At 69.7% G+C, this 14,267-nt stretch carries 12 protein-coding genes and 1 pseudogene; 4 read left to right on the forward strand and 9 right to left on the reverse strand.

Going from position 1 to position 14,267, the window contains the following annotated elements:
* Positions 1-35 precede the first annotated feature (35 nt).
* The 3 genes and pseudogenes from QC282_RS29965 to QC282_RS29975 form a co-directional block, all read right to left on the reverse strand.
* Complete coding sequence (locus tag QC282_RS29965; RefSeq protein ID WP_279552720.1) at positions 36-479, reverse strand: VOC family protein; 444 nt, start codon at positions 477-479, stop codon at positions 36-38.
* Positions 476-977: pseudogene (locus QC282_RS29970) on the reverse strand (helix-turn-helix transcriptional regulator). Before QC282_RS29970 ends, QC282_RS29965 begins: the two are co-directional and overlap by 4 nt.
* 121 nt (positions 978-1,098) lie before the next feature.
* Positions 1,099-2,688 carry an MDR family MFS transporter gene (locus QC282_RS29975; RefSeq protein ID WP_279552734.1) on the reverse strand — a complete coding sequence of 530 codons (1,590 nt, stop codon included), beginning with the start codon at positions 2,686-2,688 and terminating at the stop codon, positions 1,099-1,101.
* A 117-nt stretch (positions 2,689-2,805) separates the two neighbouring features.
* Here QC282_RS29975 and QC282_RS29980 point away from each other — a divergent pair, with 117 nt between their 5' ends.
* On the forward strand, positions 2,806-3,411 hold the full coding sequence (locus QC282_RS29980; protein ID WP_279552721.1) for a TetR/AcrR family transcriptional regulator: 606 nt from the start codon (positions 2,806-2,808) through the stop codon (positions 3,409-3,411).
* On the opposite strand, the gene QC282_RS29985 is transcribed toward QC282_RS29980, so the two are convergent.
* A complete protein-coding gene (locus tag QC282_RS29985) occupies positions 3,408-4,163 on the reverse strand; it encodes a M23 family metallopeptidase (RefSeq protein ID WP_279552722.1) in 756 nt (251 codons plus the stop codon). The two genes, QC282_RS29980 and QC282_RS29985, sit on opposite strands and share 4 nt — an antisense overlap.
* A 315-nt stretch (positions 4,164-4,478) precedes the next feature.
* Here QC282_RS29985 and QC282_RS29990 point away from each other — a divergent pair, with 315 nt between their 5' ends.
* Positions 4,479-7,676 carry an NACHT domain-containing protein gene (locus QC282_RS29990; RefSeq protein WP_336621095.1) on the forward strand — a complete coding sequence of 1,066 codons (3,198 nt, stop codon included), beginning with the start codon at positions 4,479-4,481 and terminating at the stop codon, positions 7,674-7,676.
* 127 nt (positions 7,677-7,803) lie between these two features.
* Positions 7,804-8,445 (forward strand): HAD family acid phosphatase, encoded by a 642-nt coding sequence (locus tag QC282_RS29995; protein WP_279552723.1) that lies wholly within the window; start codon positions 7,804-7,806, stop codon positions 8,443-8,445.
* An 81-nt stretch (positions 8,446-8,526) separates the two neighbouring features.
* On the opposite strand, the gene QC282_RS30000 is transcribed toward QC282_RS29995, so the two are convergent.
* Positions 8,527-11,052 (reverse strand): ATP-dependent Clp protease ATP-binding subunit, encoded by a 2,526-nt coding sequence (locus QC282_RS30000; RefSeq protein WP_279552724.1) that lies wholly within the window; start codon positions 11,050-11,052, stop codon positions 8,527-8,529.
* A 430-nt stretch (positions 11,053-11,482) separates the two neighbouring features.
* Between QC282_RS30000 and QC282_RS30005 the strand changes: the two genes are divergently transcribed.
* Positions 11,483-12,274, forward strand: a complete 792-nt coding sequence (locus tag QC282_RS30005; protein ID WP_279552725.1) for an SCO3374 family protein — start codon at positions 11,483-11,485, stop codon at positions 12,272-12,274.
* Between the two features lie 17 nt (positions 12,275-12,291).
* On the opposite strand, the gene QC282_RS30010 is transcribed toward QC282_RS30005, so the two are convergent.
* The 4 genes from QC282_RS30010 to QC282_RS30025 form a co-directional block, all read right to left on the reverse strand.
* Positions 12,292-12,627 (reverse strand): Lsr2 family protein, encoded by a 336-nt coding sequence (locus QC282_RS30010; RefSeq protein ID WP_279552726.1) that lies wholly within the window; start codon positions 12,625-12,627, stop codon positions 12,292-12,294.
* Between the two features lie 223 nt (positions 12,628-12,850).
* Positions 12,851-13,384, reverse strand: coding sequence for an amino-acid N-acetyltransferase (locus QC282_RS30015; RefSeq protein WP_279552727.1), 534 nt, complete (start codon positions 13,382-13,384; stop codon positions 12,851-12,853).
* Positions 13,385-13,393: 9 nt separating this feature from the next.
* Entirely contained in the window at positions 13,394-13,876 is a 483-nt protein-coding gene (locus QC282_RS30020) for a BlaI/MecI/CopY family transcriptional regulator (RefSeq protein ID WP_279552728.1), read from the reverse strand.
* Positions 13,877-14,054: 178 nt separating this feature from the next.
* Positions 14,055-14,234: a hypothetical protein gene (locus QC282_RS30025; protein WP_279552729.1), complete on the reverse strand. Its 180-nt coding sequence runs from the start codon at positions 14,232-14,234 to the stop codon at positions 14,055-14,057.
* Positions 14,235-14,267 lie beyond the last annotated feature (33 nt).

Consider the following 14,267-nt stretch of genomic DNA (forward strand, 5'->3'; position numbering starts at 1 on the left):
CCGGGTACTCGCTCGCCGCGCGGGCGCCGGCCCGGTCAGCAGGCCCAGTCCTTCGTGGCGTCGAGGCCGCCCTCGCGGGGCTGGGTGAAGGAGAACCAGTTGCCGGAGTCGTCGCGGAACAGCGCCTCGACGCCGTAGGGCCGCTCCTGCGGCTCCTGGAGGAACTCCACGCCGCGGTCCTTGAGCTTCTTGTAGTCGCCGTGGATGTCGTCGGTGGTCAGCACGCCCGCGCCGAGCACGCCCTTGGTCACCAGCTTCCTGACCATCTCCGCGGACTCGGGGTCCATCCCGCTGCCCGGGACCATCAGCGTCAGTTCGACGTCGGGCTGGCTGGGGGAGCCGACGGTGAGCCAGCGCATGCCGCCCTCGCCCATCGTCATGTCGGTGCGGACCTCCAGGCCGAGCTTCTCGGTGTAGAACTCCTTGGCCCGGTCCTGGTCGAGGACCCAGACGGTCGCGATCTTGAGTCCCTTGATCATGGCGGTGCTCCTGTCTGCGGCGGGTGCGCGGGCGAAGGGCCCGCACCGTCACCGTAGGACCGGGCGCCGTCAGTCCGCTTCTTCAGAATTGCGGTCCGCCCGGCCCGGTCCGGAACGGAAGCCGCCGGCCCAGAGCATCGCGTAGCAGCCGGGGATCAGGGCGGCCCCGCGGCCCACGTACTGCGCGCGGTACTCGCTCGGGGTGAGGCCGGTCCACGCCTTGAACCGCCGAGAACGTGCCGAGGCTGCTGAAGCCGACGAGGGTGCAGATCTCGGTCACCGTGAGATTGGCGGTGCGCAGCAGGTCCTCTGCCCGTTCGATACGGCGGTGGGTCAGGTACTGCCCGGGGGTCTCGCCGTACGCCTCCTTGAAGCCCTCAGGAAGTGGTAGCGCGAGTACCCGGCGTGTGCGGCCACGGCGTCCAGGTCGAGCTCCGGATCGGCCCAGTCCCGGTCCATGGCGTCCTTCGCCAGGCGCAACTGCCGCGTCTTGTCCATGGACCGATGGTGGCACGGGGGTCTGACAGGACAGCGCCGGGGAAACGCAGCCGGCCCGTCCGGTGTGCGGCGGACGGGCCGGCAGGTGGATCGTGGGCCGGGGCAGCCAGGCCCTCGGGTCTCAGACCGACTCGGGCTGCCCCGCCTTCGCCGGGGCGTCGTCGGCCGCGTCCGGGCCGGGCTCGGCAGGCCCCGCCCCCTTGAGCGGCACCTCCTTGACGAACACCGCCGCCACCAGCGACAGCACCGCCACCACCGCGCCCAGCAGGAACGCCGCGTGCGTGCCGTCGGACACCGCGTACTGGTAGGCCTCCCGCGCCGCGTCGGGCAGCTTGGCGAGGCTCGCCGCGTCGAGCTGCGCGGACTGCTCGGTGATGTCGCGGCCCAGCGCGCCGCCCCGTTCGGCCATGACCTCCTGGACGCGGCTGTTGAACAGCGCGCCCATGACCGCGACGCCGAAGGAGGAGCCGAGGGTGCGGAAGAGGGTGGTGGTCGAGGACGCGACGCCCATGTCCTTCATCTCGACGCTGTTCTGCGCGACGAGCATGGTGATCTGCATCAGGCAGCCCATGCCGAGACCGACCACGGCCATGAAGACACCGGAGGTGAAACGGCTGGTGCCGGTGTCCATGGTCGACAGCAGGTACAGCCCGACGACCATCAGGGCGCTGCCCGCGACGGGGAAGATCTTGTAGCGGCCGGTGTTGGTGGTGAAACGGCCGGCGACCATCGAGGTGACCAGCATCGCGCCGAGCATCGGCAGGAGCAGCAGCCCGGAGTTGGTCGCGGACGCGCCCTGCACGGACTGCTGGTACAGCGGCAGGAACAGCGTGGCGCCGAACATCACGAAGCCGGTGATGAAGCCGATGAGGGACATCAGCGTGAAGTTGCGGCTGCGGAAGATGTGCAGCGGCACGACCGGCTCGGCGGCCCTGGTCTGCCGGAACACGAACCCGACGAGGGCGGCGACGCCGATGCCGATGAGTTCCATGATCCGCGCGGAGGTCCACGCGTACTCGGTGCCGCCCCAGGTGGTGACGAGGACGATCGCGGTGATGCCGATGGTCAGCAGCGCCGCGCCCAGGTAGTCGACGCGTGCGTCGGCCCGCTTCTTCGGCAGGTGCAGGACGACGCTGATGGCGGCGAGGGCGACGGCGCCGAGCGGCAGGTTGATGTAGAAGGCCCAGCGCCAGCCCCAGTGGTCGGTGATCGTGCCGCCGACGAGCGGTCCGCCGATCATCGCCAGCGCCATGACGCCGGCCATCATGCCCTGGTACTTGCCGCGCTCCCGGGGCGGGATCAGGTCGCCGATGATCGCCATGACGCCGACCATGAGACCGCCGGCGCCCAGGCCCTGCACGGCGCGGAAGCCGATGAGCTGGCCCATGTCCTGCGCCATGCCGCTGAGCGCGGAACCGATCAGGAACAGCACGATCGAGGACAGGAAGGTGCCCTTGCGGCCGTACATGTCGCCGATCTTTCCCCAGATCGGGGTGGAGGCGGCGGTCGCGAGCGTGTAGGAGGTCACCACCCACGACAGGTGCTCCAGGCCGCCCAGCTCGCCGACGATCGTCGGCATCGCGGTGCCGATGATCATGTTGTCGAGCATCGCGAGCATCATCGCGATCATGAGGGCGAGCAGGACGACCCGCACGCTCCTGGGTTGTCGGCCGGTGTCCGTTTCCGCCGCGGGTGCCGCTGTGTCCGCCATCATTCCCCACTCCCCCACTACTTACTTGCCGCCCGGCTAGTTGTCTACACTGGGGAAAGTAGACGCGTAACTTGCCGGGCGTCAAGTAAGTTTCCGGAAGAGCGCGGTAAGAGGAGGATGGGCGGCACCATGGACGGCACCAAGCAGCGGCGCCGCGGGGACACCCGCCAGCGCATCCAGGACGTCGCGCTCGAACTCTTCGCCGAGCAGGGCTACGAGAAGACGTCCCTGCGCGAGATCGCCGAGCACCTCGACGTCACGAAGGCAGCGCTCTACTACCACTTCAAGACCAAGGAAGAGATCCTGGTCAGCATCTTCGAGGACCTCGCGAGGCCGATCGAGGAGCTCGTCGAGTGGGGCGGCGGGCAGCCGAAGACCCTGGAGACGAAACAGGAGATCGTGCGCCGCTACAGCCAGGCGCTGACGGGCGCGTCCCCGCTGTTCCGCTTCATGCAGGAGAACCAGGCGACCGTACGGGAACTGCGCATCGGCGAGACCTTCAAGCGCCGGATGCTCGACCTGCGGGACATCCTGGTCGACCCGGACGCCTCCCTGGCCGACCAGGTCCGCTACTCCAGCGCCCTGTTCACGCTGCACGCCGGCCTGTTCGTCCTGCAGGACCTCGACGTCGACCCCGAGGACAAGCGCCGGGCCGTCCTCGAGGTCGCCACGGACCTGGTCACCCAGGCCCACGAAGGCTCGTCGCGCACCGAACGCCCTTAGACGCGCACGCCCTTGGAGCGAAGGAAGGCGGCCGGGTCGACGGCCGAGCCGTAGTTCGGGGTCGTCCGGATCTCGAAGTGCAGGTGCGGGCCGCTGGAGTTGCCGGTGTTGCCGGAGCGGGCGATGTGCTGGCCCGTCTTCACGATCTGGCCGATCCGCACGTCGATGCGGGACAGGTGCGCGTACTGGGAGTACGTGCCGTTGCCGTGCTTGATGACGATGGCGTTGCCGTAGGCGGGGCCGTCACCGGCGCCGTTGCCGCCGGCCTTGACGACGGTGCCGCCGTGCGCGGCCATCACGTTGGTGCCGGTCGGCACGGCGTAGTCCTGGCCGGAGTGCTTCTGCGTCCACATGCCACCGGCCTGGGCGAACTTGGCGCTCAGCCGGTACTTCTTCACCGGGTCGACCCAGGAGGCGGTCTTCTTCTTCGCCGCGGCGGCGGCCTTCTTCTTGGCCTCGGCGGCGGCCCTCTGCTTCGCCTCGGCGGCGGCCTTCTGCTTCGCGGCGGCCGCGGCCTTCGCCTGGGCGGCCTTGGCCGCCTTGGCCGCCTTGGCCTCCGCGGCCTTGGCCTGGGCGGCCGCCTGCGCCTGGACGGCACTGGCGGTGGTGGACGAAGCGGCGGCCGTGGTGTCGGCGGCGGCCGCGACCCCGGCTCCCAGCACGACCGAGACTCCCAGGCCGGTGGCCAGGACGGCGGCGCGGGTGCGGAGCAGGGACGTACGGAAGGTGCGGGACGTGACGCGCTGGGACATCGAAACCTCATGGGGACGGGGGCATGAAAACACCCGGCGCACAGGACGCCGGATGGCTATCCCTTGGTAACCCGGACCCCCACGGACTCCCAAAAACGTGATCTACGACGCCAGCTAGTACGTAAGCCCGAAAGACCTCGACCATTGACAGAGGCCCCATCCAGCCCCAATTCGCCCAAGATGGCCAAGTCGGGCCTACCCCTCGCGATGGAATGTCCGTTTTGCCCATCGGGCGTTTTCCACTAAGTCGGCTAGTACGGGACAAAAGGCCTGTGCGGCATGTCACCGCTGACCGAGATCGAAAGACTGCGGAATGTGACCGGCGCTACGCTGGCCAGCCGCGACAGCACCGAACACGGGGAGGGACACGGCGAGATGGAACCGGCCGCAGGAATCAGGCTGGCGTCGAGCGTGGTCGTTCCCCTCGTCAGAAAACTGTTCGTCACGGAGGGACCCGGAGCCGGACTGGTCGACAAGCCCGTGCGGATATCGGGCCACGTCTCCTTCCGGGGCGAGAAACGCACCCTCACCGGGGCCGACCTGCACCGGCTCTCCGCCGAACTGGTCCGGCAGGCCCTGCGCGGCGGCGGCGAACGCCCTGTCCCGGCCGACGAGGAGCAGGCCGTCGTGCACGCCCTCGCCGACACCCTGCACGCCCTGGGTGACCTCACCATGACGGACGTCCAGGCGGTGGAGCTCGGCCACGAGGCCCTGGCCGCCGCCCTGCGCGCCGCGAGCGGCCACCCCGAGCGGCACCTCTCCCTGGACGCGAGCGTGTTCCACGGCCGGCTCCTGGACACCGCCTGCCTGCACATCCTGCACTTCTTCACACAGCGCTCCACGTTCGTGCCCCGCGCCCTCGTCGAACAGACCCGGCGGCAACGCGAACTCGTCGCCGCCATCGACGAACTCATCGCCCGCACCCCGGCCACCGGCGGCACGGACCCCGCCTTCGAGCAGCGCTACCTGTCCTACGTCGCCACCCGCCACAGCCACCTCACGATCTACGGCATCGACCTCGTCAACTCCCCCGACCGCTGGCCCCTCGACGCCGCCTACCTCAGCCTCCAGGCCCTCGGCCCCGACGAGGACGGCCACGCCACCGGCCCCGGCCGACTGCACATCGCCTCGGCCGCCACGCCCCGGCCCGCCGAACAGGCCCTCGCCCAGCACGACCGGGTGCTGTTGCGCGGCGTCGCCGGCTCCGGCAAGACCACGCTCGTGCAGTGGCTCGCGGTGACCGCGGCCCGCGGCGAACGCGGCCACCGCATCCCCTTCGTGCTGCCCCTGCGCACCCTCGTCCGGCGCCCCGACGGCCTCCCGGCGCCGGACGCCTTCCTGGCCGCCGTACGCGTCCCGTTCCACGCGAACCAGCCGTCCGGCTGGGCGGACCGGGTGCTCACCGACGGACGCGCGCTGCTCCTCGTGGACGGCGTCGACGAGATCCCCGACCGGGACCGCGAACGCACCCGCCGCTGGCTGCGCGAACTGCTCGACGTGTATCCCGGCAACCAGTGGCTGGTCACCTCCCGCCCCTCCGCCGTGCGGGAGGACTGGCTCACCCCCGACGGCTTCACGGAACTCGTGCTCACCCCGATGAGCCGCGACGACGTGGCCGCGTTCATCGCCCGCTGGCACGCCGCCGCCCGCGCCGGCGCGACCGGGGCGGACGCCGACCGGCTGGCGGGCTACGAACGCTCCCTGCTCGACGCCGTCGGCACCAAACCCGACCTCGGCCGCCTGGCCACCAACCCCCTGATGTGCGGGCTGATCTGCGCCCTGCACCGCGACCGGCGCGGCTATCTCCCGCACGGCCGGCAGGAGTTGTACGACGCCGCCCTGTCGATGCTGCTGGCGCGGCGCGACGAGGAGCGGGACATGTTCCCGCGGGGCGACGCGGACAGCGACGTCCACCTCACCGAACTCCCGCAGATACAGCTCCTCCAGCGCCTGGCGTACTGGCTGATCCGCAACAACCAGTCCGAGATGGACCGGCACCGCGCGGTGCGCATCGTGGCCGACGTCCTGCCGTCCCTGCCGGCCGCCGCCGCGCAGGGCGACGCCGAGCGGGTCCTCGGCCATCTCCTGGTCCGCAGCGGTCTGCTGCGCGAACCCAGTGTCGGCACGGTCGAGTTCGTCCACCGCACCTTCCAGGACTACCTGGGCGCCAAGGCGGCCGTCGAGGACGGCGACTTCGGACTGCTGGTGCGCGGCGCCGCGGACGAACAGTGGGCCGACGTGTTCCGCATGGCGGTCGCCCACGCCCGCCCCCGCGAACGCGCCGAACTCCTCGGCGGCCTGACGGAGTCGGCGGCCCGCCTGGACGAACCGGCCGCCACCCGCGTACGGCTGCTCGCCCTGGCCTCCCTGGAGCACGCCACCCAGCTCGACCCGGGCGTGCGGGCCGCCGTCGAGCGGAACGCCGCCGCCCACATCCCGCCGCGCGGCCTCGAGGAGGCCCGCGCGCTCGCCTCCGTGGGCCCGCTGGCCCTGGAACTGCTGCCCGGCCCCGAAGGACTCGGCGACGAGGAGGCGCGGGCCGTCGTCGTCACCGCCTCGCTCATCGGCACGGACGCCGCGCTGCCCGTCCTCGCCCGCTACCGCTCCCACCCGGCCCTGGACGTACGCGCCCAGCTCACCTGGACCTGGAACCGCTTCCCGACCCGCCGCTACGGCGAGGAGGTCGTCGCCCACCTGCGCGAGGAGGACCTGTTCTTCACCGCGCACTCGGGCGAACACCTGCGTTTCCTGCGCGAGTTGGGCGGCCGGCGCGGGCTCCAGCTGGTCGGCGACATCGATCCGGCCGACATCGCCGCCGGGCTCGTCCCCGACCGGCTCACCGAGCTCGTCGTCCGGGGCAACGAGCGGCTGACGGACCTGAACTGGCTGACGCCCCTGCACCGGCTCACGTACTTCGACCTCAGCCGCTGCCCCCTGGTGGACGACCTCACCCCGCTCGCGTCCCTGCCGCTGACCTGGCTGTCGCTGGACTCCATGCCCGGCCTGCAGGAACCGGACCTGCTGTCCGTGCTCGGCGAGTCGGCCACCCTGGACCAGCTCGACATCGGGCTGACCCTCCAGGGCGACTCCCTCGACGAGGCGCTCCCCACCGAACTGCCGCTGCGCTACCTGCGGCTCACCAAGAACGCGGTGTGGAGCACCGGCCTGCGCGGTCTGCACCGGTTCCGGTCGCTGCGGCAGCTCAGCCTCGCGAGCCTCTTCACGGAGCTGACCGCCGGGGACTACGAGGAGATCGCCCGGCTGCCCGCGCTGGCGGAGCTGCGCATCAACTGGGACGCCGTCGGCTGGAAGGGCCCTCCGCTGCCCGGCGTCACCGGCCTGCGCCTCAACAGGGTGCACGGCACGGAGGACCTGAGCCGGATCCCGGCCCTGTTCCCGGACCTGCGCGAGATCACCGTCGTCCTCGCGCCGGAGACGGACGCCCTGCCGGACGAGCTCCTCGCCGCGCTCCCCGTGACCCCAACGGTCAAGAAAATCCGCGGCGTTGTGTGACGCACGCCTCTGGCCACCTACCGTCCGGTAACCCTACGGTTCCTCCCGCGCCACCCTCACCAATGAGCATGCCCCTGACACGCAGACCGGTCAGGGCAGCGACCCGACGTGAGAGGAACCCCCCACCGTGAACAGACGCCCCTGGATCCACCGCATCGCCGGCACCGCCGTCGCCACCGCCGCGCTCGTGGCCCTGGCCGGCCCCGCCGAGGCGGTGACGACCGCGAGCGCCACCACCACGGCCACCAGCGCCTCCGCCACCGTCACCGCGGCCGACGTCGACTACGACACCTGGCAGAAGGACTGCCAGGTCGTGATGGACCAGGCCCTGCCGTACCTCAAGCAGCGGATCGCGAACACGAAGCCGGGCGAGAAGCAGGCCGTCGTCCTCGACATCGACAACACCGCCCTGGAGACCGACTTCGGTTTCAGCTACCCGCAGCCCGCCAACAAGCCGGTCCTGGAGGTCGCCGAGTACGCCCAGGACCACGGCGTCGCCCTGTTCTTCGTCACCGCCCGGCCGGGCATCATCTACTCGGTCACCGACTACAACCTCAAGAACGTCGGCTACCAGGTCTCCGGCCTGTACGTCCGCGGCTTCTTCGACCTCTTCAAGAACGTGGCCGACTACAAGACGGCCCAGCGCGTCGACATCGAGTCGAAGGGCTACACGATCATCGCGAACATCGGCAACAGCCCCACCGACCTGTCGGGCGGTCACGCCGAGAAGACGTTCAAGCTGCCGGACTACGACGGCCAGCTTTCCTGACCTCACGGACACCCGAAAGGGCGCTGCCCCGGGACCGGGTCCCGGGGCAGCGCCCTTTTTCGTTCAGGCCGAGCGCGGCGCTTACGCGTCCTTGCTCAGGTTCGGCCCGGCACCGCCGGCCGCCTGCTCGATCGGCGGGACGTCGGGCAGCGCCGACTTCTCCTCGCCGCGGAACGTGAAGGTCTGGGCCTCGCCCTCGCCCTCGGTGTCCACGACCACGATGTGACCGGGACGCAGCTCGCCGAAGAGGATCTTCTCCGACAGCGAGTCCTCGACCTCGCGCTGGATCGTGCGACGCAGCGGACGCGCGCCCAGCACCGGGTCGTAGCCCTTCTTGGCCAGCAGCTCCTTGGCGGACGGGGAGAGCTCGATGCCCATGTCCCGGTCCTTCAGGCGCTCGTCCACCTTGCCGATCATCAGGTCGACGATCCGCAGGATGTCGCCCTGGGTCAGCTGCGGGAAGACCACCACGTCGTCGACGCGGTTGAGGAACTCGGGCCGGAAGTGCTGCTTCAGCTCGTCCGAGACCTTGTTCTTCATGCGCTCGTAGTTGGTCTTCGTGTCACCCGCGGCGGCGAAGCCCAGGTTGAAGCCCTTGGAGATGTCCCGGGTGCCGAGGTTGGTCGTCATGATGATGACCGTGTTCTTGAAGTCCACGACCCGGCCCTGGGAGTCGGTCAGCCGACCGTCCTCCAGGATCTGCAGCAGCGAGTTGAAGATGTCCGGGTGGGCCTTCTCGACCTCGTCGAAGAGCACCACCGAGAACGGCTTGCGCCGCACCTTCTCCGTCAGCTGACCGCCCTCTTCGTAGCCCACGTAACCGGGGGGCGAACCGAAGAGACGCGAGACCGTGTGCTTCTCGCTGAACTCCGACATGTCGAGGGAGATCAGCGCGTCCTCGTCACCGAACAGGAACTCGGCGAGCGCCTTGGACAGCTCCGTCTTACCGACACCGGACGGACCGGCGAAGATGAAGGAACCACCCGGACGCTTCGGGTCCTTGAGGCCGGCGCGCGTACGGCGGATCGCCTTCGACAGCGCCTTGACGGCGTCGGTCTGGCCGATGACCCGCTTGTGCAGCTCCTCCTCCATGCGGAGCAGGCGGCTGGACTCCTCCTCGGTCAGCTTGAAGACCGGGATGCCGGTGGCCGTGGCGAGGACCTCGGCGATCAGGTCGCCGTCGACCTCGGCGACGACGTCCATGTCGCCGGCCTTCCACTCCTTCTCCCGCTTGGCCTTGGCGGCGAGGAGCTGCTTCTCCTTGTCGCGCAGGGAGGCGGCCTTCTCGAAGTCCTGCGAGTCGATCGCGGACTCCTTGTCGCGGCGGACGCCGGCGATCTTCTCGTCGAACTCGCGCAGGTCCGGCGGCGCGGTCATCCGGCGGATGCGCATCCGGGAACCGGCCTCGTCGATCAGGTCGATCGCCTTGTCCGGCAGGAAGCGGTCCGAGATGTACCGGTCGGCCAGGGTGGCGGCCTGGACCAGCGCCTCGTCGGTGATCGAGACGCGGTGGTGCGCCTCGTACCGGTCGCGCAGGCCCTTGAGGATCTCGATCGTGTGCGGCAGGGACGGCTCCGCGACCTGGATCGGCTGGAAGCGGCGCTCGAGGGCCGCGTCCTTCTCCAGGTGCTTGCGGTACTCGTCCAGCGTGGTCGCACCGATGGTCTGCAGCTCACCGCGGGCCAGCATCGGCTTCAGGATCGAAGCGGCGTCGATGGCGCCCTCGGCGGCACCCGCACCGACCAGCGTGTGCAGCTCGTCGATGAACAGGATGATGTCGCCGCGGGTGCGGATCTCCTTGAGCACCTTCTTCAGGCGCTCCTCGAAGTCACCGCGGTAGCGGGAGCCGGCGACCAGGGCGCCGAGGTCCAGGGTGTAGAGGTGCTTGTCCTTGAGGGTCTCGGGCACCTCGCCCTTGACGATGGCCTGGGCGAGGCCCTCGACGACGGCGGTCTTGCCGACGCCGGGCTCACCGATCAGGACCGGGTTGTTCTTGGTACGGCGGGACAGCACCTGCATGACCCGCTCGATCTCCTTCTCGCGCCCGATGACCGGGTCGAGCTTGGACTCACGAGCGGCCTGGGTGAGGTTCCGGCCGAACTGGTCGAGGACCAGGGACGTGGAGGGCGTGCCCTCGGCAGGACCGCCGGCGGTGGCGGTCTCCTTGCCCTGGTAACCGGAGAGCAGCTGGATCACCTGCTGCCGCACGCGGTTCAGATCTGCGCCCAGCTTGACCAGGACCTGGGCGGCGACGCCCTCGCCCTCACGGATCAGGCCGAGCAGGATGTGCTCCGTGCCGATGTAGTTGTGGCCGAGCTGCAGCGCCTCGCGGAGCGACAGCTCCAGCACCTTCTTGGCACGGGGGGTGAAGGGAATGTGGCCCGACGGCGCCTGCTGCCCCTGGCCAATGATCTCCTCCACCTGCTGGCGGACCGCCTCGAGCGAAATCCCGAGGCTCTCAAGGGCCTTGGCGGCGACACCCTCACCCTCGTGGATCAGGCCCAGGAGGATGTGCTCGGTGCCGATGTAGTTGTGGTTGAGCATCCGGGCTTCTTCCTGAGCCAGGACGACAACCCGCCGCGCGCGGTCGGTGAACCTCTCGAACATCGTTAATCGCTCCTCAGAGCGGTCAGGCAGTAAGGGGAACTTCCCCTCCCTGTCCTTCCGCAGCTTAGTCCCGCAAGCGGGGACCGCTCATTCCAACTGCCGACACCGTCCTTGGCCTCCTGACCCCGAACGCCGACATGTGCTCCAACCCGATGGTGCGAGACGATGTTCCCGCAGGCCAGGCAGTTACCCCCTTCGCCAGTACGCCGATGGCGAACGTGAGACGTCCTGTTCTGCGTGTCGCCCCCTCCCACTAGGGATGTCTTACCCGCTCGCACTGACAGTCCATGCCGCGCGCCCCCGTTCCCTCCGCTACGGGCGAACAACCTTGCGCCTCCCCACAGCCCCACGCGCCCCCTTGTTCGACACGCTGCGCACACGTCGTGACACCCAGCGTAACTCGCGCGCCCTGCGGGCGGTTGCTCCTGACATGGTTGACGCCCTCCCTCCGGCCGCGGCCCCGGAAACGGCCGGGCCCGAAGCCGTGACCGCCGCCGTGCCGCCGCCCCGCCGGCCGCTCGAACGGGCCGGGCGGGCCGAGTGGACACCGGAGGACGGCCGCGACAGCCACGACGCCCGGACCCGGCACTGGTACGAGAACGAACTGGGGTGGCCCACCGTGCCCGGGTCTCCCGTACGGCTCGCCGTGGGCGTGCGCTTCGACGTGCTGGACGTTCCGGCGGAGGCGGGTCGCGCGGCGCTGCGACGCCTGGCGCCGGGCTCTCCGGTGGCCCTGCGGGGCGAGCGGATGCGGCTGCTGGTGGCAGCCGGCAGCGCGGAGGAACTGCCCGGGCTGCTGGAGTGGCTGGACTGGGGCGGGCTGGCGCTCGACCTGGCGGCGATGGGCGCGGGGGACGTCATGACGGCACCCCCGCCTCCGAGGCGCACGGCTTCTCCCGGTCCTGCCATCCCCGGCGCCCGTGTCGACCCTGTGGGCGCTGTGGGCCATGCAGGCCCTGCGGGCGCTGGTGGCCTCGGATGCTCTGGGGGCGCCGGTGGCCCCGGCGGCGCCGTGGGCTTCGGCGGTTCGCAGGGGGCCGCGGTGTGGGTGCGGCCCCCCGAGCCCGGGTGCGAGGTCGAGGCCTCGCTGCCGACGCTGTCGGCACTGGGGGGCGATGGGAGCGCCCCCGATCTCGTGCGGCTGGTCGACACGGTGGCCGCGCAGTGCCACCGGGTCCGGCTGCGGCGTGCGTGCACCCGGCCGCCTGCCTGGTATTCGTAGGTCGGTATGGCCGGCTATCAGCCGTTGGCCTTCTCGTAGGCCTCGCGAATGGACGCGGGAACACGGCCGCGGTCGTTCACCTCGTAGCCGTTCTCCTTGGCCCACGCGCGGATGGCCGCGGTGTCCTGGCTGCCGCCGGAAGTGGCGCGGGCCTTTCCGCGTCCGCCCGAAGCACGGCCTCCCGTACGACGACCACCCTTCACGTAAGGCTCGAGAAGGCCACGGAGCTTGTCCGCATTGGCGGTGGTGAGATCGATCTCGTACGTCTTGCCGTCCAACGCGAACGTCACCGTCTCGTCCGCCTCGCCGCCGTCGAGGTCATCGACAAGAAGGACCTGAACCTTCTGTGCCACCGGATTTCCTTTCATCGATAACTTGAGGACCGGGGGTGTCGGCATCCGCCGTATCGCCGTCCCCTGTTATATGCAGTACTGCAGTACGTCGGAAAGCAAACCGCTTTTGCCGGAAAAACACAAACCCCCGGGAGAGACTCACAGGCCAGGGCCCGACCGGAAACATGCGCGTTTCGGACATAGGGCACCGGGGCAAGCTTCCGGTCGCGTCAATCGCCGGCGATCACAGATGGAGAAGCATCCGGCTGTTGCCCAAGGTGTTCGGTTTCACTCGTTCGAGTCCGAGGAACTCCGCGACGCCCTCGTCATAGGAACGCAGGAGCTCGGCGTAGACATCGGTGTCGACCGGCGTCTCACCGATCTCGACGAAGCCGTGCTTGCCGAAGAACTCCACTTCGAAGGTCAGACAGAAAACCCGGCGAACGCCGAGCCAGCGTGCCGTCTCCAGCAACTTCCCCAGCAACTGATGGCCGACGCCGGCGCCCTTCAGGCCCGGCTTCACGGCGAGAGTACGGACTTCCGCGAGGTCTTCCCACATCACGTGCAGGGCGCCGCAGCCGACCACCTCGGCGTTGTCGTCGCGTTCCGCCACCCAGAACTCCTGGATGTCCTCGTAAAGCGTCACCGTCGCTTTGTCCAGCAGGATGCGGTCACGGACGTAGACGTCAAGGAGACGGCGCACCGCCGGGACATCGCTGGTTCGGGCCCGCCGGACGGTGATGGCTTTCGCGGTGACTTCGGGGCGGTCTGCTGACATGTGCGGACGCTATCGCCCGCCGCCGTCCGTTGCGGAGCCGGGGTTCTCGACGGGGTTGTCGGTGGGGTTGTCCGTGGGGTTGTCGGTGGGCTTGTCACCGGGGTTGTTCTCCGGGGTATCGCCCGGGGTTTCCGGTGCCTGCACGATGCGCAGGGCGTCCCGGAGGGCCTGGCGCTGTTCGTCGCTCATCATCGCGAAGAAGGCGACGAGTGCGGCGGCGGGGTTGTCACTCTGCGACCACGCCTCGTTCATCAGAGCCGCGGAGTAGGCGGCTCGTGTGGAGACCGCCTCATATCGATAGGCCCGGCCTTCCGCCTCGCGGCGCACCCAGCCCTTCTGATGGAGATTGTCCAAAACGGTCATCACAGTGGTGTACGCGATCGAGCGCTCCTGCTGGAGATCTTCCAGGACTTCTCGAACGGTCACCGGGCGGTTCCACTTCCACACCCGCGTCATGACCGCGTCTTCGAGTTCTCCCAATGGGCGAGGCACTCTCAGCACAATAGTGGGAGATCGCGGTTACGGCGTGCGGAACATGCGCTTTGCCGACAAACGGAACAAAAAGGGCGTACGGCTCGCGACTGGTGGGGCGGCCGGGACTGCCGGGAGCGAGCCGGGGCGGCCGGGATCCGGGGCTGCCGGGCGAGTCGTCGCAGGCGCGGGGGCCGGCTCAGGCGTCCTTGGGGGTGGCGGGCTGGTGGGCGGCCTCCGCGCGCGCGAGCGCGGCGTCGACGGCCGCGTCCTCCTTGGCCTTGTTGGCGCCGCCCTGGGTCTTCACGATCACGCGGATCAGACCGATGAAGAACACGGCCATGACGACCGGCGGCAGGAGAGCGGAGACGTAGTCCATGAATCCAGAGTAACTACGGGGAGGGGGATGGAC

The organism is Streptomyces sp. DH24, assembly GCF_029813775.1.
Taxonomy (GTDB): Bacteria; Actinomycetota; Actinomycetes; order Streptomycetales; family Streptomycetaceae; genus Streptomyces.

What these genes read in the sequence shown, in the direction of transcription:
- QC282_RS29975 (WP_279552734.1), bottom strand. Translation starts at nt 2,688, where the DNA reads ATGGCGGACACAGCGGCACCCGCGGCGGAAACGGACACCGGCCGACAA.
- QC282_RS29985 (WP_279552722.1), bottom strand. Translation starts at nt 4,163, where the DNA reads ATGTCCCAGCGCGTCACGTCCCGCACCTTCCGTACGTCCCTGCTCCGC.
- QC282_RS30015 (WP_279552727.1), bottom strand. Translation starts at nt 13,384, where the DNA reads ATGTCAGCAGACCGCCCCGAAGTCACCGCGAAAGCCATCACCGTCCGG.
- QC282_RS30000 (WP_279552724.1), bottom strand. Translation starts at nt 11,052, where the DNA reads ATGTTCGAGAGGTTCACCGACCGCGCGCGGCGGGTTGTCGTCCTGGCT.
- QC282_RS29965 (WP_279552720.1), bottom strand. Translation starts at nt 479, where the DNA reads ATGATCAAGGGACTCAAGATCGCGACCGTCTGGGTCCTCGACCAGGAC.
- QC282_RS30025 (WP_279552729.1), bottom strand. Translation starts at nt 14,234, where the DNA reads ATGGACTACGTCTCCGCTCTCCTGCCGCCGGTCGTCATGGCCGTGTTC.
- QC282_RS30005 (WP_279552725.1), top strand. Translation starts at nt 11,483, where the DNA reads ATGGTTGACGCCCTCCCTCCGGCCGCGGCCCCGGAAACGGCCGGGCCC.
- QC282_RS29980 (WP_279552721.1), top strand. Translation starts at nt 2,806, where the DNA reads ATGGGCGGCACCATGGACGGCACCAAGCAGCGGCGCCGCGGGGACACC.